Annotated in this window: 21 protein-coding genes and 1 other annotated feature; all 21 genes read left to right on the top strand. The window is 38.8% G+C overall.

What is annotated here, in order from left to right:
- Positions 1 to 1,401: a cysteine--tRNA ligase gene (gene cysS, locus ACZLO7_RS00385; protein WP_464939399.1), complete on the top strand. Its 1,401-nt coding sequence runs from the start codon at positions 1 to 3 to the stop codon at positions 1,399 to 1,401.
- A gap of 5 nt (positions 1,402 to 1,406) precedes the next feature.
- The gene (locus ACZLO7_RS00380; protein WP_511261414.1) at positions 1,407 to 1,847 is read left to right on the top strand and encodes a Mini-ribonuclease 3; all 441 of its coding nucleotides are present in this window, start codon (positions 1,407 to 1,409) and stop codon (positions 1,845 to 1,847) included.
- Positions 1,825 to 2,574 (top strand): 23S rRNA (guanosine(2251)-2'-O)-methyltransferase RlmB, encoded by a 750-nt coding sequence (rlmB, locus tag ACZLO7_RS00375; RefSeq protein WP_464939397.1) that lies wholly within the window; start codon positions 1,825 to 1,827, stop codon positions 2,572 to 2,574. The genes ACZLO7_RS00380 and rlmB overlap by 23 nt, the downstream gene beginning before the upstream one ends.
- Positions 2,575 to 2,584: 10 nt before the next feature.
- Positions 2,585 to 3,103 (top strand): NYN domain-containing protein, encoded by a 519-nt coding sequence (locus ACZLO7_RS00370; RefSeq protein WP_464939396.1) that lies wholly within the window; start codon positions 2,585 to 2,587, stop codon positions 3,101 to 3,103.
- Between the two features lie 62 nt (positions 3,104 to 3,165).
- Positions 3,166 to 3,810, top strand: coding sequence for an RNA polymerase sporulation sigma factor SigH (gene sigH, locus ACZLO7_RS00365; RefSeq protein ID WP_193738000.1), 645 nt, complete (start codon positions 3,166 to 3,168; stop codon positions 3,808 to 3,810).
- Between the two features lie 8 nt (positions 3,811 to 3,818).
- Positions 3,819 to 4,046, top strand: a complete 228-nt coding sequence (gene rpmG, locus ACZLO7_RS00360) for a 50S ribosomal protein L33 (RefSeq protein WP_464939395.1) — start codon at positions 3,819 to 3,821, stop codon at positions 4,044 to 4,046.
- A 44-nt stretch (positions 4,047 to 4,090) separates the two neighbouring features.
- On the top strand, positions 4,091 to 4,276 hold the full coding sequence (gene secE, locus ACZLO7_RS00355) for a preprotein translocase subunit SecE (protein WP_464939394.1): 186 nt from the start codon (positions 4,091 to 4,093) through the stop codon (positions 4,274 to 4,276).
- Between the two features lie 103 nt (positions 4,277 to 4,379).
- Positions 4,380 to 4,913, top strand: a complete 534-nt coding sequence (gene nusG, locus ACZLO7_RS00350; RefSeq protein WP_038179027.1) for a transcription termination/antitermination protein NusG — start codon at positions 4,380 to 4,382, stop codon at positions 4,911 to 4,913.
- 173 nt (positions 4,914 to 5,086) lie between these two features.
- Positions 5,087 to 5,512 carry a 50S ribosomal protein L11 gene (gene rplK / locus ACZLO7_RS00345; protein ID WP_038179029.1) on the top strand — a complete coding sequence of 142 codons (426 nt, stop codon included), beginning with the start codon at positions 5,087 to 5,089 and terminating at the stop codon, positions 5,510 to 5,512.
- A gap of 129 nt (positions 5,513 to 5,641) precedes the next feature.
- A complete protein-coding gene (gene rplA / locus ACZLO7_RS00340; protein ID WP_464939393.1) occupies positions 5,642 to 6,337 on the top strand; it encodes a 50S ribosomal protein L1 in 696 nt (231 codons plus the stop codon).
- A 47-nt stretch (positions 6,338 to 6,384) separates the two neighbouring features.
- Positions 6,385 to 6,529, top strand: a sequence feature (ribosomal protein L10 leader region).
- 32 nt (positions 6,530 to 6,561) lie between these two features.
- Positions 6,562 to 7,062 carry a 50S ribosomal protein L10 gene (rplJ, locus tag ACZLO7_RS00335; RefSeq protein ID WP_427752577.1) on the top strand — a complete coding sequence of 167 codons (501 nt, stop codon included), beginning with the start codon at positions 6,562 to 6,564 and terminating at the stop codon, positions 7,060 to 7,062.
- Positions 7,063 to 7,136: 74 nt separating this feature from the next.
- A complete protein-coding gene (gene rplL, locus ACZLO7_RS00330) occupies positions 7,137 to 7,496 on the top strand; it encodes a 50S ribosomal protein L7/L12 (protein ID WP_427752578.1) in 360 nt (119 codons plus the stop codon).
- Positions 7,497 to 7,573: 77 nt separating this feature from the next.
- Positions 7,574 to 8,173: a class I SAM-dependent methyltransferase gene (locus ACZLO7_RS00325; RefSeq protein WP_464939392.1), complete on the top strand. Its 600-nt coding sequence runs from the start codon at positions 7,574 to 7,576 to the stop codon at positions 8,171 to 8,173.
- A gap of 241 nt (positions 8,174 to 8,414) precedes the next feature.
- Positions 8,415 to 11,978, top strand: a complete 3,564-nt coding sequence (gene rpoB, locus ACZLO7_RS00320; protein ID WP_464939391.1) for a DNA-directed RNA polymerase subunit beta — start codon at positions 8,415 to 8,417, stop codon at positions 11,976 to 11,978.
- A gap of 130 nt (positions 11,979 to 12,108) precedes the next feature.
- Positions 12,109 to 15,708 carry a DNA-directed RNA polymerase subunit beta' gene (gene rpoC / locus ACZLO7_RS00315; protein ID WP_464939390.1) on the top strand — a complete coding sequence of 1,200 codons (3,600 nt, stop codon included), beginning with the start codon at positions 12,109 to 12,111 and terminating at the stop codon, positions 15,706 to 15,708.
- A 132-nt stretch (positions 15,709 to 15,840) separates the two neighbouring features.
- The gene (locus ACZLO7_RS00310; protein ID WP_464939389.1) at positions 15,841 to 16,089 is read left to right on the top strand and encodes a ribosomal L7Ae/L30e/S12e/Gadd45 family protein; all 249 of its coding nucleotides are present in this window, start codon (positions 15,841 to 15,843) and stop codon (positions 16,087 to 16,089) included.
- Between the two features lie 100 nt (positions 16,090 to 16,189).
- Positions 16,190 to 16,609: a 30S ribosomal protein S12 gene (rpsL, locus tag ACZLO7_RS00305; RefSeq protein WP_427752584.1), complete on the top strand. Its 420-nt coding sequence runs from the start codon at positions 16,190 to 16,192 to the stop codon at positions 16,607 to 16,609.
- 36 nt (positions 16,610 to 16,645) lie between these two features.
- Positions 16,646 to 17,116 carry a 30S ribosomal protein S7 gene (rpsG, locus tag ACZLO7_RS00300; protein ID WP_038179053.1) on the top strand — a complete coding sequence of 157 codons (471 nt, stop codon included), beginning with the start codon at positions 16,646 to 16,648 and terminating at the stop codon, positions 17,114 to 17,116.
- A 42-nt stretch (positions 17,117 to 17,158) separates the two neighbouring features.
- On the top strand, positions 17,159 to 19,237 hold the full coding sequence (fusA, locus tag ACZLO7_RS00295) for an elongation factor G (protein ID WP_464939388.1): 2,079 nt from the start codon (positions 17,159 to 17,161) through the stop codon (positions 19,235 to 19,237).
- Between the two features lie 136 nt (positions 19,238 to 19,373).
- On the top strand, positions 19,374 to 20,561 hold the full coding sequence (gene tuf, locus ACZLO7_RS00290) for an elongation factor Tu (RefSeq protein WP_038179057.1): 1,188 nt from the start codon (positions 19,374 to 19,376) through the stop codon (positions 20,559 to 20,561).
- Between the two features lie 145 nt (positions 20,562 to 20,706).
- Positions 20,707 to 21,390: a response regulator transcription factor gene (locus tag ACZLO7_RS00285; protein WP_464939440.1), complete on the top strand. Its 684-nt coding sequence runs from the start codon at positions 20,707 to 20,709 to the stop codon at positions 21,388 to 21,390.
- Positions 21,391 to 21,396 lie beyond the last annotated feature (6 nt).

Raw genomic sequence — 21,396 nt, 5'->3', positions numbered from 1 at the left:
ATGGCTGTTCAAATTTTTAACTCATTAACTCGACAAAAAGAGGATTTCGTTCCACTTGAAGAAGGAAAAGTGAAAATGTATGTATGTGGTCCTACTGTTTATAACTACATTCATATTGGTAATTCTCGTCCTGTAATTGTATATGATACAGTACGTCGTTACTTAACTTATAAAGGTTTTGAGGTTACGTATGTATCGAATTTTACAGACGTTGACGATAAAATTATTAAAGCTGCAAATGAGCTTGGAGAAGAGGTATCCGATTTAACAAATCGCTTTATTCAAGCTTATTTTGAGGATATTACAGCGCTGGGCTGCCAAAAAGCAGATTCACATCCACGTGTTACGGAGCATATGGATCAAATTATTGAATTTATCGCGGTGTTAATTGAAAAAGGCTATGCTTACGAATCTCAAGGGGACGTATATTACCGTCCGCGTAAATTTGAAGGCTATGGTAAGCTTTCTCATCAGTCTGTAGATGACTTGAAAGTTGGGGCTCGTATTGAAACAGGTGACAAAAAAGAGGATGCTTTAGATTTTGCTCTTTGGAAAGCAGCTAAACCGGGTGAAATCTTCTGGGAAAGTCCTTGGGGCGAGGGTCGACCTGGCTGGCATATTGAATGTTCTGTAATGGTACATGAGCATTTTGGTGATACTATTGATATTCATGCAGGTGGGCAAGATTTAACATTCCCGCACCATGAAAATGAAATTGCTCAATCTGAGGCATATACAGGTAAACAATTTGCGCGTTATTGGATGCATAATGGCTATATTAACATCGACAACGAAAAAATGTCTAAATCACTTGGTAACTTCATACTTGTGAATGATATTCGTAAGCAAATTGATCCTCAAGTATTGCGTTTCTTTATACTGTCAGTACACTACCGCAATCCAATTAACTTTGCGCAAGATTTAGTTGAAGCTGCAGCTGCGGGATTGGAACGTATCCGTACTTCTTATAACAACTTGCAACATCGACTAACTGCAACAGCTAATTTAGGTGAGGAAAAAGACGAGTGGTTAACAAGTATTACTGAAGTAAAAGAACAGTTTGAAATTGCAATGGATGATGATTTCAACACAGCAAATGCAATTGCAGCACTATTTGAATTATCAGCAACTGCCAATAAATATTTACTTGAACAAAACACGAATGAAGAAGTATTAACGAAATTTGTCGATACTTTACGAACATTGGCTGATGTGCTTGGTATTGAATTAGATGTAGCAGAGGAATTACTTGATGAAGAGATCGATGCGCTTATTGAAGAACGCATTCAAGCGCGTAAGGATCGTGACTTTAAACGTGCTGACGAAATTCGTGATCAACTAAAAGATATGAATATTATTTTAGAGGATACACGCCAAGGCATTAGATGGAAACGAGGTTAATGGCAGTGGGAGAGCTTCGTAACCAAGATGTCAAACAATTAAATGCATTAGCGTTAGCATATATGGGAGATGCCGTACTGGAAATCGCAGTACGTGAGCATCTTCTACGCTCTGGACGTGTCAAACCGAATATTCTCCATAAAGAAGCAACTCATTACGTTTCTGCAAAGGCTCAATCAAGTGTTATTCACAGAATGATGGATGAAGAGTATTTTTCAGAAGAAGAGATGGCAGTCCTAAAACGCGGTCGCAATGCGAAATCAGGTTCGGTACCAAAGAATACCGATGTTCAAACATACCGCTATAGCTCAGCTTATGAGGCTGTAATTGGCAGCTTATATCTAACCGGTCAACTGGATCGAGTAAATGAAATAATCCAATATACAATTGATATTATTGAAGAATCAAAAGGAGTGTCAAAAGATGACGGAAGAACAGTCAAATGAGATGATTGCCGGGAAAAACCCGGTATTAGAGGCACTTCGTGCAGCAAGAGAAATGAATAAAATTTGGATTGCAGAAGGTGTTCAGCATGGTAGCTTGACGGAACTTCTTGCATCAGCGAAAGAACAAGGAATTATCGTACAATTTGTTCCAAAGAAAAAATTAGATCAGTTAACAGATGCTAATCACCAAGGGATTGTGGCCTCTGTTGCGGCTTATAAATATGCTGAATTAGATGACTTATTTAATTTAGCAGAAAGCCGTGGAGAGGATCCGTTTTTCCTTATTCTCGATGAATTAGAAGATCCGCATAATTTAGGTTCTATTATGAGAACGGCAGATGCTGTGGGTGCTCATGGTATTATCATTCCAAGACGCCGTGCAGTAGGTTTAACAGCGGTTGTTGCGAAAGCATCTACGGGCGCGATTGAACATATTCCGACTGTGCGTGTCAATAATCTTTCACAAACAGTAGATGAGTTGAAAAAACGCGGTGTTTGGATCGCTGGGACAGACGCTAAAGGCTCAGCAGACTATCGTAAAATGGATGCTACTTTGCCGCTAGCTGTCATTATCGGCAGTGAAGGGAAAGGTATGAGTCGATTATTGAAAGAAAAATGTGATTTCCTATACAATTTACCAATGGTCGGTCATGTTACATCACTAAATGCATCAGTTGCTGCTGCTTTATTGATGTACGAAGTATTGCGTAAACGCCAAGAAGTTTAAGGTGAATGCCATGGATATACTGTTGGTTGATGGTTATAACATTATTGGTGCTTGGGTAGAACTCCGAAGATTAAAAGAGCAAAGGCTAATAGATGCGAGAGACCGACTGGTAGAAATGATGGCAGAGTATAAGGCGTATTCTGGCTGGCGCGTCATTGTTATCTTTGACGCGTACCTCGTGCCGGGAATTGAAACAAAAAATGTGCAACATGACGTAGAAATTATTTATACTAGAGCTAGAGAAACTGCGGATGAAAGAATTGAAAAACTTACTGCTTCTTTGAGTAGTAAACGGGTCCGTATTTATGTAGCGACATCTGATATGACAGAACAAAATGTTGTTTTCGGGCATGGAGCATTAAGAAAATCGGCTAGAGAATTAGAAATTGAAATGCAATCTACGCAATCTAAAATTACGCAAACAGTAAGAGATATTCAAGTGCAAAAGCCCAGTTCTAAGATACAATTAAGAGATGATATTGCTGCGAAATTTGAGTTATGGCGGAGAGGAAATAAAATGAATGATTGACTGATATTTTCCAATTCCGTTATACTGTTTTTAACAATGCTAGCGCAATTGGAGTGATACTATTGATTATTAGCGATCATTTACACTTGAAGCAGCAACAACAATATGAGCAATATACTGACGAAGAGCTTGTGGGAATGGTCCATAGTGGTGATAGCGAAGCATTAGACTTCCTCATTACGAAGTATAAATCATTCGTTCGTATGAAAGTGAAGTCGTATTTTCTCATTGGTGCTGATAAAGAGGATATTGTGCAAGAAGGTATGATTGGGCTGTATAAAGCTATTCGCGATTTTAAAGGAGATAAGTTATCCTCTTTCAAAGCGTTTGCGGAACTTTGTATTACACGTCAAATCATCACTGCAATAAAAACTGCAACTAGACAAAAGCATATTCCACTTAATTCATACATCTCATTGGACAAACCGATTTTTGATGAAGAATCCCAGCGCACGTTAATGGATGTGCTAACGGGTTCGGTTGTCGACGATCCAGAGGAGCTTATCATTCATCGTGAAGAATTTAGCTACATGGAAGAAAAAATTGGAGAAATATTAAGTGATCTCGAACGTCAGGTGTTGGCACTTTATTTAGATGGACAATCTTATCACGAAATTTCTGCTGAATTGAACAGGCATGTGAAGTCGATTGATAATGCCTTACAACGGGTAAAAAGGAAATTAGAACGTCATTTAGATATTGAGTGATTGCAAGAATGCTAGCTGTAGGCAAGTTGACAGTATTTGTGATAGGTGTTAGTCTTTATAAGGACAAATGCCGAAAAGGTGATAAAATGGCAAAAAAAGTCGTGCTTAGCTGTGAAAAGTGTGGTTCAAGAAACTATTCACTTCCTGCATCTAAAGACAGTACAACTGCAAGGATGGAACTGAAAAAATATTGTTCTCACTGTAATGAACATACATTACATAAACAAACTAGATAATACGATTCGCTTTGTATATATGATTTTATTCGGGGGTTAGTTAGATGGGTAAGATTAGTAACTTTTTCCGCGGTGTTATGTCGGAAATGCAAAAAACAAGCTGGCCTAAGCGTAAAGAACTTACGAAATACACAGTTGTTGTAATTTCAACTTTACTTTTCATGGCTGCGTTTTTCATGTTAGTAGACTTAGGGATTTCTAAATTATTCCGCATGTATTTGGATTTATGATTGAATTAATGTTAATATTTTTGAAATGGCCCGTGAATGATCTGTAACGGGTTTTTTCATTTGCCTTTAGCGAAGGAGGGAAGGACGAGTAGTCCTATCTATTATGGAAAAAAATTGGTATGTAGTTCATACTTACTCTGGTTATGAAAATAAAGTTAAAGCAAACCTAGAAAAACGTGTTGAAACTATGGGTATGCAAGATAAAATTTTCCGTGTCATCATTCCTGAACAGCAAGAGACGGAAGTTAAAGATGGCCGCAAAAAAGAATATATGCGTAAAACATTCCCTGGTTATGTATTAGTGGAATTAATTATGACAGATGACGCATGGTATGTAGTGCGTAATACACCAGGTGTTACTGGATTTATCGGTTCATCAGGCGGTGGGGTAAAACCTACACCGTTATTACCTGAAGAAGTTGAATTTATCCTTAAACAAATGGGTATGCAAGAAAAATCGCTTGAAATTGATTTCTCTATTGGCGATTTAGTTGAAGTATTGGAAGGGCCTTTTGCTCATTTCCAAGGTAAGGTCGAAGAGATCGTTGCTGATAAAGGAAAAGTGAAAGTAACTATTGATATGTTCGGTCGCGAAACTAAAATGGAATTAGATTACGATCAAGTGTTAAAAGTATAATTGACAATTATACTTGCCTTAGAAAGTTAAAAGTGTTATCATTTCAAAGGTCAGACTGTGATTTTTTGGACTGACATATTTATTTTTAATGTTATCGGAATAAGCCGACAGACAGATATTGAGTGGGAGGGGCAACCCAATTACCACATCACGGACTTAAGGAGGTGTGTCTCGTGGCTAAAAAAGTTATTAAAGTTGTAAAACTTCAAATCCCAGCTGGTAAAGCAAACCCAGCGCCACCAGTAGGTCCTGCATTAGGTCAAGCAGGTGTTAACATCATGGGATTCTGTAAAGAATTCAACGCTCGTACTGCGGACCAAGCAGGTTTAATCATTCCAGTAGAGATTTCTGTATTTGAAGATCGTTCATTCACTTTCATTACAAAAACTCCGCCGGCAGCAGTTTTACTTAAAGTAGCAGCTGGTATCCAATCAGGATCAGGTGAACCTAACCGTAAAAAAGTAGCTACAGTGAAACGCGATAAAGTTCGCGAAATCGCTGAAACTAAAATGCCAGACCTTAACGCTGCAACAGTTGAAGCAGCTATGTTAATGGTTGAAGGTACTGCACGTAGCATGGGTATTGTTATCGAAGACTAATCCCATTACTTGATAGAAGTATTGTTTTTTGAGGGTTGCGAATGTTTCTAATAGTCATATTTGAAACTCGCAGCCTTTATTCGTGGGAGGTTTATTCCGTTACAACCACAATCAAGGAGGAAATTTAAAATGGCTAAAAAAGGTAAAAAAATGCAAGATGCTGCTAAACTAGTAGACCGTACTCAAGTGTACTCTGTACAAGAAGCAGTTGAATTGGCTAAAAAAACAAGCACTGTTAACTTTGACGCAACTGTTGAAGTGGCATTTAACTTAAATATTGATACACGTAAAAATGACCAACAAATCCGTGGAGCAGTAGTACTTCCAAACGGAACTGGTAAAACTCAACGCGTATTAGTTTTCGCTAAAGGCGAAAAACTTAAAGAAGCTGAAGCAGCTGGTGCAGACTTCGCTGGTGATGCAGAATATATTGCTAAAATCCAACAAGGATGGTTTGACTTCGATGTAATCGTTGCAACTCCTGATATGATGGGTGAAGTTGGTAAATTAGGTCGCGTATTAGGACCAAAAGGCTTAATGCCAAACCCTAAAACTGGAACAGTTACTTTCGACGTTGCTAAAGCAATCGCTGAAATCAAAGCTGGTAAAGTTGAATACCGTGCTGATAAAGCTGGTATCGTTCATGCTCCAATCGGTAAAGCTTCATTCGAAGCTGACAAATTAGCTGAAAACTTATCAACTCTAGTTGATGTAATTCTTAAAGCTAAACCTGCTGCAGCTAAAGGTACTTACATGAAATCAGTACATGTAACAACTACAATGGGACCATCAATCAAAGTTGATGCTTCTACTGCTGCAAAATAATTATTGATTGACAAACGACATTATATTTTGATATGATGAACAACGTTGTGAATCATCCATTTGTACCGTAGACCGTAGGGGCAAGTAATTGCTTAATTATCCTACCGAGGACAAAGGAACTCAGACTCTTATTTAAGATGATGACTTTCCGCCTCTTTGTCTACATAGACAGGAGGCTTTTCTTTTGTTGGTATAAATGACCCATTCTTATAGGAGGTGTCAAGATGAACAAAGCAGTTGAAGCTAAACAAGCTGTCGTTCAAGAAATCGCTGACAAGTTCAAAAGCGCTGCATCCGTAGTAGTTGTTGACTATCGTGGTCTTACTGTTTCTCAAGTAACAGAACTACGTAAACAACTTCGCGAAGCTGGTGTTGAATTCAAAGTATACAAAAATACTTTGGTACGCCGTGCTACTGCAGAAGTTGAACAAGAAGAACTTAATGAATTCCTTACAGGTCCAAACGCAATCGCATTCTCAAATGAAGATGTTATTGCTCCTGCTAAAATCATTAACGACTTTGCAAAAGCTAACGAACAACTTGAAATTAAAGCTGGTCTTATCGAAGGTACATTTGCATCTGCTGAAGATGTTAAAGCATTGGCGGAACTTCCATCACGCGAAGGTCTACTTTCTATGCTATTATCTGTGCTTCAAGCACCAGTACGCAATTTCGCTCTTGCAACAAAAGCTGTTGCAGAACAAAAAGAAGAGCAAGGCGCTTAATTTTAAGCGTAGCTTAATCTTCACGGCATAATATGCCAAAACAAAACTAATATTCCGTATAGGAGGAAATTATAATGAACAATGAACAAATCTTAGAAGCTATCAAAGCTATGACAGTTCTTGAATTAAACGATTTAGTAAAAGCAATCGAAGACGAATTCGGTGTTACTGCTGCTGCTCCTGTAGCTGCTGCTGGTGCTGCTGCTGGTGCAGTAGAAGAAAAAACTGAATTTGATGTAATCCTTGCTTCTGCAGGCGATCAAAAAATCAAAGTAATCAAAGTGGTACGTGAAATCACTGGTCTTGGCTTAAAAGAAGCTAAAGAAGTAGTAGATAACGCTCCTAAAGCTCTTAAAGAAGGCGTTTCTGCAGCTGACGCTGAAGAAATCAAAGCTAAACTTGAAGAAGTTGGCGCTAACGTAGAAGTTAAATAATTTCTACTTTCTATTTGAAAAAAGCTCGTCAATTCTGACGAGCTTTTTCTTCATTTTACGTGATGGAGGGCATTTTCTTGTCAGAACATTATTATTCAAAAAAACCTCAAGTCGGAAGTAATCCGAGTAAATGGAAATTCACTCTTAGGGGATTTTCTTTTGTATTTGAAACAGATGCAGGGGTTTTTAGTAAAAGCGAAGTAGATTTTGGCTCCCGTGTGTTAATTGATAGTTTTGAATTGCCTAATGTTGAAGGGTGTATTTTGGATGTGGGCTGTGGCTACGGTCCAATCGGCTTGTCTATTGCAAAAAGTTATCCTGAACGAGTCATTCATATGATGGATGTTAACGAACGTGCGGTTTCATTAGCGAAGAGAAACGCTGAGGTGAACGGGGTACAAAATGTGCAGATTTTTGAGAGTGATGGACTTTCCGCTGTTCAAGAAGAACAAGTCGCTGCCGTTATGACAAATCCTCCGATCCGCGCGGGAAAAGATACAATTTTCCGTTTTTATGATCAAGCTTTTGAAAAACTTGTGGATAATGGTGAGCTATGGATAGTTATTCAGAAGAAGCAAGGTGCACCATCGACTATTGCGCACTTAGAAGAGAAGTTTACTGAGGTAACGGTCGTGGAAAAGAAAAAAGGCTATTGGATTATCAAAGCCAAAAAATAATTTGTTAAAGTTTATAGATTGACTTGACAAATTAGCTGTGATATTATAATAAAATGCAAAAATATTAATTTGAATACGTCTGTCCTTTTGTATAAAAACTATATGAATATGGATAGACTTTTCAAAGTTATGTTTGGTTAATCGAAAATGAGCTCTTTAACGAACTCGTTTTCTTTTTGTCTTTCGATATCATACACCATTTGTATGATTTCGCAAAGACCTATTATCGCTTTATTGAGGGGTGAATGAGTTGACAGGTCAACTAGTTCAGTACGGACAACACCGCCAGCGTAGAAGCTTTGCGCGTATTAATGAGGTGCTGGAACTTCCGAATCTAATTGAGATTCAAACCGCATCTAACGAGTGGTTTCTTGAAGAAGGTTTACGTGAAATGTTCCGCGATATTTCACCGATTGAAGACTTTACAGGGAATCTTTCACTTGAATTCGTCGACTACAGTCTCGGAGAACCGAAATATGATGTCGATGAATGTAAAGAACGCGATGTTACTTACGCTGCACCATTACGTGTAAAAGTACGTTTACACAACAAAGAAACAGACGAAGTGAAAGAACAGGAAGTATTTATGGGTGATTTCCCATTAATGACTGAAACTGGAACTTTCGTTATCAACGGCGCAGAACGCGTTATCGTTTCACAATTAGTTAGATCACCAAGTGTATACTATCACGATAAAACAGATAAAAACGGTAAAAAAGGCTTCGGCGCAACTGTTATTCCTAACCGTGGAGCATGGTTAGAATACGAAACAGACGCAAAAGATGTTGTCTATGTTCGTATCGACCGTACACGTAAATTACCTGTAACAGTACTTTTACGTGCATTAGGTTTTGCTTCAGACCAAGAAATCATCGAGCTTATCGGTGATAACGAATATTTACGTAATACTTTAGAAAAAGATAACACTGAAAGTACAGAGAAAGCGTTGTTAGAGATTTATGAACGTCTACGCCCAGGTGAACCACCTACAGTAGAAAGCGCTAAAAACCTCCTGTACTCACGTTTCTTTGACCCAAAACGCTATGACTTAGCTAATGTTGGTCGTTATAAAATGAACAAAAAGCTTGATATTAAAAACCGCCTATTCAATCAAACAGTGGCAGAGACACTAGTTGATCCTGAAACAGGTGAGATTTTAGTTGAAGCTGGAACATTAATCGATCGCCGTGTACTAGATCGTTTAATTCCCCATTTAGAAAAGGGTATTGGTTTCCAAACAATGTCTAAAGTTGCAGGCGTTTTAGAAGGCGACGTTTTAATTCAAGAAATTAAAATCTATGCTCCTAATGATGAAGCGCAAAAAGAAATTAAGGTAATCAGTAATGCATACGTAGAAGAAGAAGTGAAACATATCACTCCTGCCGACGTAATAGCATCTGTATCTTACTTCTTCAACTTACTATATGGTGTTGGTAACACAGATGATATCGATCATTTAGGTAATCGTCGTTTACGTTCTGTTGGTGAATTATTACAAAACCAATTCCGTATCGGTTTATCTCGTATGGAACGTGTTGTACGTGAACGTATGTCGATTAACGATACTCAATCTATTGTTCCACAACAATTAATCAATATTCGTCCTGTAATTGCTTCTATCAAGGAATTCTTTGGTAGTTCTCAATTATCTCAATTCATGGACCAAACAAACCCATTAGCTGAATTAACGCACAAACGTCGTCTATCAGCATTAGGACCTGGTGGTTTAACTCGTGAACGTGCTGGTTTCGAAGTACGTGACGTTCACTACTCACACTATGGTCGTATGTGTCCAATTGAGACTCCTGAGGGTCCGAACATTGGTTTAATTAACTCACTTTCAAGTTTCGCGAAAGTAAATAAATTTGGTTTCATTGAAACACCTTACCGTCGCGTAGACCCTGAAACAGGTAAAGTTACTGGTCATATCGACTATTTAACTGCCGACGAAGAAGACAACTACGTAGTGGCACAAGCGAATTCAATCTTAAATCCAGATGGTTCATTTGTTAAAGAAGAAATTGTAGGTCGTTTCCGTGGTGATAACACTATCTTCAAACGTGAAAACGTTGACTACATGGATGTATCACCAAAACAAGTCGTTTCTGCTGCGACTGCATGTATTCCTTTCTTAGAAAACGATGACTCTAACCGTGCTCTAATGGGAGCGAACATGCAACGTCAAGCTGTTCCGTTATTAAATCCAGAAGCGCCATTCGTTGGTACTGGTATGGAACACGTAGATGCACGTGATTCTGGTGCTGCAGTAGTTGCAAAATATTCAGGTATTGTTGAACATGTTGAGGCTCGCTCTATTCACATTCGTCGCATTGAAGAAATCGACGGCAAAGAAGTAAAAGGCGACTTAACTAAATATAAATTACAGAAATTCATTCGTTCTAACCAAGGTACAAGTTATAACCAACGTCCAATTGTTAAAGTTGGCGACCGCGTAAATCCACGTGATATTCTTGCTGATGGTCCTTCAATGGAATGTGGTGAGCTAGCACTTGGCCGTAACGTAGTAGTTGGTTTCATGACTTGGAACGGTTATAACTATGAAGATGCCGTGATCATGAGCGAACGTCTTGTTAAAGATGACGTTTACACATCTGTTCATATTGAAGAATATGAATCAGAAGCACGTGATACAAAATTAGGACCTGAAGAAATCACTCGTGATATTCCGAACGTTGGTGAAGAAGCTTTACGCAACCTTGACGAACGTGGAATCATCCGTATTGGTGCTGAAGTTCATGACGGAGATATCCTTGTAGGTAAAGTAACTCCTAAAGGTGTAACTGAATTGACAGCTGAAGAACGCTTATTACATGCAATCTTCGGTGAAAAAGCACGTGAAGTACGTGATACATCACTACGTGTTCCTCATGGTGCCGGCGGTATTGTTCTTGATGTTAAAGTCTTCAACCGCGAAGATGGCGATGAATTACCTCCAGGCGTAAACCAACTTGTACGCGCATATATCGTTCAAAAACGTAAAATTCGCGTAGGAGATAAAATGGCCGGACGTCACGGTAATAAAGGTGTAATTTCTCGTATCCTTCCAGAAGAAGATATGCCATTCCTTCCAGACGGCACACCAATTGATATCATGTTAAACCCACTTGGTGTACCATCACGTATGAACATCGGTCAAGTATTAGAGCTACATTTAGGTATGGCAGCTCGCTACTTAGGCGTTCACATGGCAACACCAGTATTTGATGGTGCCAACGAAGAAGATGTTTGGGAAACGATGGAAGAAGCGGGTATGAACCGTGATGGTAAAACAATTCTTTATGATGGACGTTCAGGTGAACCATTTGATAACCGAGTATCTGTTGGTGTCATGTACATGATCAAACTTGCTCACATGGTTGATGATAAACTTCACGCACGTTCAACAGGACCATACTCATTAGTAACGCAACAACCATTGGGTGGTAAAGCTCAATTCGGTGGACAACGTTTCGGTGAGATGGAAGTTTGGGCTCTTGAAGCTTATGGCGCTGCTTATACTCTTCAAGAAATCTTGACAGTTAAATCTGATGACGTTGTAGGTCGTGTGAAAACATACGAGGCAATTGTTAAAGGTGAAAGTGTTCCAGAACCAGGCGTTCCTGAATCATTTAAAGTATTAATTAAAGAACTTCAAAGTTTAGGTTTAGATGTGAAAATGCTAACAATTGACGATGAAGAAATTGAGCTTCGTGACATGGATGAAGATGAAGATCTTCAACCAGCAGACGCGCTTAATATCTTGCCAAGCGCTGATGAAGAAGCACCAGTAGGATCTGTTGAATAATTATAAATAACAAATAATTGAAAGGCGGGCAGGTCCATTTGGGCTTGTCCAGCTTTCCAATTATCATTAAATCAATCGTCGAGCTAAGAATAAAGTCGAAAAGACTTCATACTAAAGGGAGGTAGGCTCCTTGATAGACGTTAATAATTTTGAGTATATGAAAATTGGTTTAGCTTCACCTGATAAAATCCGCTCATGGTCTTATGGAGAAGTAAAAAAACCAGAAACTATTAACTATCGTACACTCAAACCAGAAAAAGATGGTTTGTTCTGTGAACGAATTTTCGGACCTACAAAGGACTGGGAATGTCACTGCGGTAAGTACAAACGTGTACGTTATAAAGGCGTAGTTTGTGATCGTTGTGGAGTTGAAGTAACGCGTGCAAAAGTACGTCGTGAGCGCATGGGTCATATTGAATTAGCTGCTCCAGTCTCACACATTTGGTATTTCAAAGGAATTCCAAGCCGTATGGGGCTTATTTTAGATATGTCTCCACGTGCATTAGAAGAAGTAATCTACTTCGCTTCTTATGTTGTAGTAGAGCCTGGCGATACTGCACTTGAGAAAAAACAATTGCTTTCAGAAAAAGAATATCGCGCGTATCGTGAAAAATACGGCAATACATTCCAAGCTGCAATGGGCGCTGAAGCAATTAAACGTCTTTTACAAGAAATTGATCTTGATAAAGAAACAGAATCTTTAAAAGAAGAACTTAAAACTGCACAAGGTCAACGTCGTACTCGTGCAATTAAACGATTAGAAGTTGTTGAATCATTCCGTCATTCTGGTAACCGTCCAGATTGGATGATTTTAGACGTACTACCTGTTATTCCACCAGAGCTTCGTCCAATGGTGCAATTAGATGGTGGACGTTTTGCAACAAGTGACTTGAACGATTTATATCGTCGAGTTATTAACCGTAACAACCGTTTAAAACGTCTTCTTGATCTTGGAGCACCTGGGATTATCGTTCAAAACGAGAAACGTATGCTTCAAGAAGCAGTAGATGCTTTAATCGATAATGGTCGCCGTGGCCGTCCAGTAACTGGTCCAGGTAACCGTCCATTAAAATCTCTTTCTCATATGTTGAAAGGTAAACAAGGTCGTTTCCGTCAAAACTTACTTGGTAAACGTGTTGACTATTCAGGTCGTTCTGTAATCGTTGTAGGACCTAGCTTGAAAATGTATCAATGTGGTTTACCGAAAGAAATGGCAATCGAATTGTTCAAACCTTTCGTTATGAAAGAACTTGTTGAACGCGGTCTTGCTCACAACATTAAATCAGCAAAACGTAAAATTGAACGTATGCACTACGAAGTGTGGGATGTTTTAGAAGATATCATTCGTGAACACCCAGTATTACTTAACCGTGCACCAACTCTTCATAGACTTGGTATTCAAGCTTTTGAACCAACTTTAGTTGAAGGGAAAGCAATCCGCCTTCACCCACTAGTATGTACAGCATATAATGCTGACTTTGATGGTGACCAAATGGCGGTCCATGTTCCTCTATCAGCAGAAGCACAAGCGGAAGCACGTTTATTAATGCTTGCAGCTCAAAATATCTTGAACCCTAAAGATGGTAAACCTGTTGTTACACCATCTCAAGATATGGTACTAGGTAACTACTACCTAACTCTTGAACGTAATGGTGCTCGAGGCGAAGGCGCTGTATTTTATGGTCCTGAGGAATTGATGGTTGCTTATGAAAACCATGAAGTTCACTTGCATACACGTATCGCTATTAAAGCTTCATCATTAAATAATCAAACATTTACAGAAGAGCAAAATAGCAAGCTGTTATTAACTTCAGTTGGTAAGGTTTTATTTAATGAAATTTTACCGGAATCGTTCCCGTATATTAATGAACCAACAATTACTAACTTGCAAGTTGAAACACCAGCGAAATATTTTGTTCCTACAAATACAGATGTTAAGAAATACTTATCAGAGGTTGATCCAGTTAAACCATTCACTAAGAGCTATTTAGGTAAAGTTATTGCTGAAGTATTTGCAAACTTCCACATTACTGAAACTTCTAAAATGCTTGACCGTCTTAAAGATCTTGGGTTCAAATATGCAACAAGAGCTGGTATTACAATCGGTATCTCGGATATCTTAGTACTACCTGACAAACAAGAAATTCTTGAAGAGGCTCAAGAAAAAGTTGATAAAGTATTGAAACAGTTCCGTCGTGGTTTAATTACAGAAGAAGAACGTTACGATCGTGTAATCTCTTATTGGAGTGCAGCGAAAGACGTAATCCAAGAGAAACTTATGAAATCATTAGATAGCTTTAACCCTATCTTCATGATGAGTGACTCTGGGGCCCGTGGTAACGCATCTAACTTTACTCAACTTGCTGGTATGCGTGGTCTGATGGCCAACCCGGCTGGTCGTATTATTGAACTTCCAATCAAATCTTCATTCCGTGAAGGTTTAACAGTATTGGAATACTTCATCTCTACTCATGGTGCGCGTAAAGGTCTTACCGATACAGCACTTAAAACAGCCGATTCAGGTTACCTTACTCGTCGTCTAGTTGACGTAGCACAAGATGTTATTGTCCGCGAAGATGACTGTGGTACTGACCGTGGTTTAACAATAGGTTCATTAAAAGAGGGTACAGAAGTAATCGAAGCTCTTGAAGAACGTATTCTTGGCCGTTATGTTAAGAAAACAATTCGTCATCCAGAAACAAATGAAGTTATGGTTGAGAGAAATGCATTAGTAACACCAGAGCTTGCTCGTAAAGTAATTGAAGCTGGAATTGAAGAAGTAACAATCCGCTCAGCATTTACATGTAACACTAAACATGGTGTATGTAAAAAATGTTACGGCATGAACTTAGCAACTGGTGACAAAGTAGAAGTCGGTGAAGCCGTTGGTATCATTGCAGCCCAATCTATTGGTGAGCCAGGTACACAGTTAACAATGCGTACTTTCCATACAGGTGGGGTAGCAAGTAGCGATATTACACAAGGTCTTCCACGTATCCAAGAGATTTTCGAAGCGCGTAACCCTAAAGGTCAAGCGGTTATTACGGAAATCAATGGTACTGTAGTTGACATTGATGAAATTCGTGAAGGCCAAAAAGAAATTACAATTCAAGGTGCAGTAGAAACTCGTAAGTATTTAGCTCCTTATAATGGTCGTATAATAGTACATGTTAACGATCAAGTTCACCAAGGACAGACGCTTACTGATGGTTCTATTGATCCAAAAGAATTAATTAAAGTAACTGATGTAGCAACAGTTCAAGAATACTTATTGAAAGAAGTTCAAAAAGTATATCGTATGCAAGGTGTAGAAATTGGAGACAAACATATCGAAGTAATGGTTCGCCAAATGCTTCGTAAAGTACGTGTAATTGAAGCTGGTGAAACAGATGTACTTCCTGGTTCATTACTTGATATTCACCAATTCTCTGAAGCCAATGCAGAGGCGTTGTTAAATGGAAAACTTCCAGCAACTTGTCGTCCTCTTATCCTTGGTATCACTAAAGCATCTCTTGAAACTGAATCATTCTTATCTGCAGCATCATTCCAAGAAACAACTCGTGTGTTAACGGATGCAGCTATTAAAGGTAAGCGTGATGAACTTCTAGGACTGAAAGAAAATGTTATCTTAGGTAAACTTGTTCCAGCTGGTACAGGTATGCAACGATATCGCCAAATCAAAATTGAAGACAGCGAAATTGAAGATACTGACGCAGTTTTAGCAGAATAATAAAAAGGACCGGGAAGAAGAGGTTTTCCCTTCTTCTCGGAATTTTTATGATTTTAATTGACAATAAATACATTGAGTGATAATATATTTTAGGTTGATAGTTGATTGTCTATCATTTCGGAGGATATGCAAATGTCTTATGAAAAAGTCAAAAAGGCTAAAAAAACAATCATCGGTACTAAGCAAGCAGTAAAAGCAATGTGTACTGGTCATGTTACTGAAATTTTCGTTGCTCTAAATGCAGATGATCGAATTACCACGCATGCGGTGCAATTTGCACAAAAAAATGGTGTTCCCATTGTATTTGTAGACTCGAAAAAAGAACTTGGTAGAGCCTGCGGAATTCAAGTAGGTGCTGCAGTTGTTGCAATTACTGAATGATGGTTTTTGTGTATGATACACAAAGACTTTGTTTTTTACCTAAAAATGAACCACCTGGATGTGTGGATTTAAACTGAAGATATGAAGGGAGGAAAAACCGATGCCTACAATTAACCAATTAGTACGTAAGCCTCGCCAATCCAAAAGCAAGAAATCAAACTCACCAGCGTTAAACAAAAGTTATAACAGCTTCCAAAAAGCTTTAACTGATGTTAACTCACCACAAAAACGCGGTGTATGTACACGTGTTGGTACAATGACACCTAAAAAACCTAACTCAGCGTTACGTAAATACGCTCGTGTACGTTTAACAAACCAAATCGAGGTTAACGCTTATATTCCTGGTGAAGGCCACAACTTACAAGAACACAGTGTTGTACTTATCCGTGGAGGTCGTGTAAAAGACTTACCAGGTGTACGTTATCACATCGTTCGTGGTGCGCTTGATACTGCTGCAGTATCTGGCCGTATGCAATCTCGTTCTCTATATGGTGCTAAAAAACCAAAAGAAAAAAAATAATTAAAAATTAAGCTCTAATCGAAAGGAGGAAAACACATGCCTCGTAAAGGTCCTGTTTCCAAACGTGACGTGTTACCAGATCCAATTTATAATTCAAAACTAGTAACTCGTTTAATCAATAAAATGATGGTAGATGGTAAAAGAGGTACTTCTCAAAAGATTTTATACGGTGCGTTCGAATTAGTTAAAGAACGTTCTGGTAATAATCCAATCGAAGTATTTGAAGCTGCATTAAACAACGTAATGCCAGTTCTTGAAGTTCGTGCTCGCCGTGTAGGTGGTACTAACTATCAAGTACCAGTAGAAGTACGTCCAGAACGTCGTACGACTCTTGGTCTTCGTTACCTAGTAAACTACTCTCGTCTTCGTGGCGAAAAAACTATGGAAGAACGTCTAGCTAATGAAATTCTAGATGCTTCTAACAACACTGGTGCGTCAGTTAAAAAACGTGAAGATATGCATAAAATGGCTGAAGCAAACAAAGCATTTGCTCACTACCGTTGGTAATATAAAATCGGCTTAACCCCAATATGGAAGGAGAAATTTCCTATGAAACGCGAATTCTCACTTGAGAATACTCGTAATATTGGGATCATGGCTCACATTGATGCTGGTAAAACAACAACAACTGAGCGTATCCTTTATTACACTGGTAAGATTCACAAAATCGGTGAAACTCATGAAGGTGCTTCTCAAATGGACTGGATGGAGCAAGAGCAAGAACGTGGTATTACAATCACTTCTGCTGCGACAACAGCCCAATGGGAAGGCCACCGTGTAAATATCATCGATACTCCTGGACACGTAGACTTCACTGTAGAAGTAGAGCGTTCATTACGCGTACTTGACGGTGCTGTAACAGTACTTGATGCTCAATCTGGTGTTGAGCCTCAAACTGAAACAGTATGGCGTCAAGCTACAACATACGGTGTTCCACGTATTGTATTCATTAACAAAATGGATAAAACAGGAGCAGATTTCTTATATTCTGTAGGAACTCTTCATGAGCGTTTACAAGCAAACGCTCACCCTGTTCAATTACCAATCGGCGCTGAAGATGAGTTCTCTGCAATCATCGACTTAGTTGAAATGAAAGCTACTTTCTACGGCGACGAAAAAGGTACAGCAGTAACTGAAGGAGAAATTCCTGAAGAACACCGCGAACTAGCTGAAGAATACCGTGAAAAATTAATCGATGCTGTTGCAAGTGTTGATGAAGAAATCATGGAAAAATATTTAGAAGGCGAAGAAATTACTATTGCTGAACTTAAAGCGGCTATCCGTCGTGCTACGATCGCAGTAGAATTTTACCCAGTAATCTGTGGTACAGCATTCAAACATAAAGGCGTACGCCCTATGTTAAATGCAGTTATCGATTACTTACCATCTCCATTAGATGTACCAGCAATCAAAGGTACAGATATTGATGGTGATGAGGAATTAGAACGTCATTCTTCTGATGAAGAGCCATTCTCAGCTCTTGCATTCAAAGTTATGACTGACCCATTCGTAGGTAAATTAACTTTCTTCCGTGTGTACTCTGGAACATTAGATTCAGGTTCATACGTACAAAACTCTTCTAAAGGTAAACGTGAACGCGTAGGTCGTATCCTACAAATGCACGCTAACTCTCGTGAAGAAATCTCTAAAGTGTTTGCTGGGGACATCGCAGCAGCAGTAGGTCTTAAAGATACTACTACTGGTGATACTCTATGTGACGAGAAAAACCTAGTTATTCTTGAATCAATGGAATTCCCTGAGCCAGTAATCTCACTTTCTGTAGAACCAAAATCTAAAGCAGACCAAGATAAAATGGGTCAAGCTTTACAAAAACTACAAGAAGAAGATCCAACTTTCCGTGCTCACACTGACACTGAAACTGGTCAAACAATCATCTCTGGTATGGGTGAGCTTCACCTTGATATCTTAGTTGACCGTATGCGCCGTGAATTCAAAGTAGAAGCTAACGTAGGTGCTCCAATGGTATCTTACCGTGAAACATTCCGTGGCTCTGCAAAAGTTCAAGGTAAATTCACTCGCCAATCTGGTGGTCGTGGACAATACGGAGACGTTACGATTGAGTTCTCTCCAAATGAAGAAGGTAAAGGCTTTGAATTCGAAAACGCTATCGTTGGTGGTGTAGTACCTCGTGAATACATTCCTGCAGTAGAAGCGGGTCTTCGTGACTCTCTTGACCGCGGTGTAGTTGCTGGATACCCACTAATCGACATTAAAGCGAAATTAGTATTCGGTTCTTACCATGACGTTGACTCGAATGAGATGGCGTTCAAAATTGCTGCATCTATGGCTCTTAAAGAAGCATCGAAACAATGTAACGCTGTTATCTTAGAACCAATGATGAAAGTTGAAGTTGTAATTCCAGAAGAGTACCTTGGTGATATCATGGGTAACATTACTGCTCGTCGCGGACGCGTTGAGGGTATGGATGCTCGCGGTAACTCTCAAGTAGTACGTGCTATGGTTCCGCTATCTGAAATGTTCGGATATGCTACAACTTTACGTTCTGGTACACAAGGTCGCGGTGTATTCTCTATGACATTCGATCATTATGAAGAAGTACCAAAATCAATTGCTGCAGAAATCATCAAAAAAAATCAAGGTGAATAATTTCTAAGTTGAATTTTCACTCTAATTAAAGTATAAATAACTTGTATGCTATATATGGAAGAGGATAGGGCCCTATTCTCTGAAATATATGACTATAAAACTAAAATTATAAACATTATTGAGGAGGCATTTTCTAATGGCTAAAGAAAAATTTGACCGTTCTAAAACGCATGCTAACATTGGTACAATCGGACACGTTGACCATGGTAAAACAACTTTAACTGCTGCAATCGCTACAGTTCTTTCTAAAAAAATGGGTGGAGAAGCTAAGTCATACGCTGATATCGACAACGCTCCAGAAGAAAAAGAGCGTGGTATCACAATCAATACTTCTCACGTAGAATACGAAACTGATACTCGTCACTATGCACACGTTGACTGCCCAGGACACGCTGACTATGTTAAAAACATGATCACAGGCGCTGCTCAAATGGATGGCGGTATCTTAGTAGTATCTGCTGCTGATGGTCCAATGCCACAAACTCGTGAACACATCCTTTTATCTCGTCAAGTAGGTGTTCCATACCTAGTAGTATTCATGAACAAATGTGATATGGTTGACGACGAAGAACTACTTGAATTAGTAGAAATGGAAGTTCGTGACCTATTATCTGAATATGATTTCCCAGGCGATGATCTTCCTGTAATTAAAGGTTCTGCTCTTAAAGCTCTTGAAGGCGAAGCAGAATGGGAAGAAAAAATCGTTGAATTAATGGACGCTGTTGATTCTTATATCCCAACTCCAGAACGTCAAACTGACAAACCATTCATGATGCCAGTAGAGGATGTATTCTCTATCACTGGTCGTGGTACAGTTGCAACTGGCCGTGTTGAACGTGGTCAAGTTAAAGTCGGCGACGTTGTAGACATCGTTGGTATTGCTGAAGAAGCTAAACAAACAACTGTAACAGGTGTTGAAATGTTCCGTAAATTATTAGACTACGCTGAAGCTGGAGACAACATTGGTGCTCTTCTTCGTGGTGTAGCTCGTGAAGATATCCAACGTGGACAAGTACTTGCTAAACCAGGTTCAATCACTCCACACACAGACTTCAAAGCTGAAGTTTATGTTCTTTCTAAAGAAGAGGGTGGACGTCATACTCCATTCTTCTCAAACTACCGTCCTCAGTTCTACTTCCGTACAACTGACGTAACTGGTGTTTGTAATCTTCCTGAAGGCGTAGAAATGGTTATGCCTGGAGATAACATTGAAATGACTGTTTCTTTGATCTCTCCTATCGCTCTTGAAGAAGGTACTAAGTTCTCTATCCGTGAGGGTGGACGTACTGTAGGCGCTGGCGTTGTAGCTTCAATCACTAAGTAATTTCTATTACTTTTTTTAAAACCATCTCGTGACGACGAGATGGTTTTTTTATTTATAAATTTATTTAAGTTTTCCCTTTTACTGGAGAAAGCTTTTTTTATTTGCGCTATTTCTTGTACAATATAATATGAGAGGGTGAAAAATGATGAAAGTTTTTATTATTGAAGACGATCAGGCTATTTTTGAAATTATTAGAGAACGATTTAGTCAATGGTCAATGGAAGTTACAAAACCTGCTGATTTCCATAAAGTGATGGAATGCTTTCATGATGAAGCTCCACAGCTAGTAATAATTGATATTCAGTTACCTTCCTTTGATGGTTTTCATTGGTGTCGTGAGATTCGTCATATTTCAAAAGTGCCGATAATTTTCTTGTCTTCACGTGATCATCCGATGGATCAAGTTATGGCTATGCAAATGGGCGCAGATGATTTCATACAAAAACCATTTAATATGGATGTACTATTAGCTAAAGTGCAAGCCATTGTACGGAGAACTTATGACTATAAGCAAGAACAACTACATAGTACATTATGGAATGGAGCTACCATTGATTATTCAAGAAGTACCATTGTGCAACAAGACCGTTCAGTTGAGTTAACTAAAAATGAATTATTTATTTTAAGAATTTTAATTGAACATATAAATCAGATTGTATCTCGTGACGAATTAATGAGAAAGCTATGGGATGATGAACGTTTTGTTAATGATAATACATTATCAGTTAATGTAAATCGTTTACGCATGAAGCTTGAAGAAATTGGATTGGAAGAAGTTATTCTTACAAAAAAAGGACTGGGCTATATGGCAATTGCGAAGGAGGTCTGATTAGTA

The sequence above is a fragment of the Viridibacillus sp. d25.2 genome, assembly GCF_055456015.2.
The sequence above is the reverse complement of the archived record's forward strand: the minus strand, read 5'-3'. Positions and strand labels throughout refer to the sequence as shown.

Coding starts and splice junctions, on each gene's coding strand:
- cysS (WP_464939399.1), top strand. CDS start 1: ATGGCTGTTCAAATTTTTAACTCATTAACTCGACAAAAAGAGGATTTC.
- rlmB (WP_464939397.1), top strand. CDS start 1,825: ATGACGGAAGAACAGTCAAATGAGATGATTGCCGGGAAAAACCCGGTA.
- ACZLO7_RS00370 (WP_464939396.1), top strand. CDS start 2,585: ATGGATATACTGTTGGTTGATGGTTATAACATTATTGGTGCTTGGGTA.
- rpmG (WP_464939395.1), top strand. CDS start 3,819: ATGCTAGCTGTAGGCAAGTTGACAGTATTTGTGATAGGTGTTAGTCTT.
- secE (WP_464939394.1), top strand. CDS start 4,091: ATGGGTAAGATTAGTAACTTTTTCCGCGGTGTTATGTCGGAAATGCAA.
- nusG (WP_038179027.1), top strand. CDS start 4,380: ATGGAAAAAAATTGGTATGTAGTTCATACTTACTCTGGTTATGAAAAT.
- rplA (WP_464939393.1), top strand. CDS start 5,642: ATGGCTAAAAAAGGTAAAAAAATGCAAGATGCTGCTAAACTAGTAGAC.
- rplJ (WP_427752577.1), top strand. CDS start 6,562: ATGAACAAAGCAGTTGAAGCTAAACAAGCTGTCGTTCAAGAAATCGCT.
- rplL (WP_427752578.1), top strand. CDS start 7,137: ATGAACAATGAACAAATCTTAGAAGCTATCAAAGCTATGACAGTTCTT.
- ACZLO7_RS00310 (WP_464939389.1), top strand. CDS start 15,841: ATGTCTTATGAAAAAGTCAAAAAGGCTAAAAAAACAATCATCGGTACT.
- rpsL (WP_427752584.1), top strand. CDS start 16,190: ATGCCTACAATTAACCAATTAGTACGTAAGCCTCGCCAATCCAAAAGC.
- rpsG (WP_038179053.1), top strand. CDS start 16,646: ATGCCTCGTAAAGGTCCTGTTTCCAAACGTGACGTGTTACCAGATCCA.
- fusA (WP_464939388.1), top strand. CDS start 17,159: ATGAAACGCGAATTCTCACTTGAGAATACTCGTAATATTGGGATCATG.
- tuf (WP_038179057.1), top strand. CDS start 19,374: ATGGCTAAAGAAAAATTTGACCGTTCTAAAACGCATGCTAACATTGGT.
- ACZLO7_RS00285 (WP_464939440.1), top strand. CDS start 20,707: ATGAAAGTTTTTATTATTGAAGACGATCAGGCTATTTTTGAAATTATT.